1 tRNA gene and 2 rRNA genes are annotated in these 627 nt (G+C 46.7%); all 3 read left to right on the plus strand.

Features of this window, described 5'->3' with window-relative positions:
* Positions 1–66: ribosomal RNA gene (locus ACFSX3_RS30415) — 16S ribosomal RNA — on the plus strand; the annotation flags it as partial.
* 127 nt (positions 67–193) lie between these two features.
* Positions 194–269, plus strand: a tRNA-Ala gene (locus tag ACFSX3_RS30420).
* Positions 270–525: 256 nt separating this feature from the next.
* A 23S ribosomal RNA gene (locus ACFSX3_RS30425) occupies positions 526–627 on the plus strand; the annotation flags it as partial.

Below are 627 nucleotides of genomic sequence, written 5' to 3' on the forward strand. Positions count from 1 at the left end.
TAGATGATTGGGGTGAAGTCGTAACAAGGTAGCCGTATCGGAAGGTGCGGCTGGATCACCTCCTTTCTATGGAGAATCGTTTCCTGCAACGGAAACATTCAAATAAAAGTCTTCAGGAAGCTTACTTCCTGAAGCAGGCTTTACTTTGTAAAGCCTTGAGCGTTTCCATTTGTTCGGTTTTGATGGAATTTGCGGGGCCATAGCTCAGCTGGGAGAGCGCCTGCCTTGCAAGCAGGAGGTCAGCGGTTCGATCCCGCTTGGCTCCACCAACAAACTTCATCTATTTGTCATGTCTGAAATACTGGATACAACTTGATCCTTGAAAACTGGATACCGAAATGAATTTGCGTTTTAGAACATTCCTTTAAGCTGAACTTGTGTAAACAAGTTTTGAAGTTTTTAGCGATACTGAGCGATGGTTTTGGATTATGAGGGACTTTTGGCTTTGAATATTCCAGCAGGCGGAGTAATCCGGATGCGCTATTCAAAACAAGATGAGCGAATGAGCCAATACCGGAGCGATTTGGTTAAGCTACTAAGAGCACACGGAGGATGCCTAGGCGCCAGGAGCCGACGAAGGACGTGGCGAACAACGAAACTGCCTCGGGGAGCTGTAAGCAAGCTTTG

The sequence above is a fragment of the Paenibacillus rhizoplanae genome, from assembly GCF_042684125.1.
Taxonomy (GTDB): domain Bacteria; phylum Bacillota; class Bacilli; order Paenibacillales; family Paenibacillaceae; genus Paenibacillus_AQ; species Paenibacillus_AQ rhizoplanae.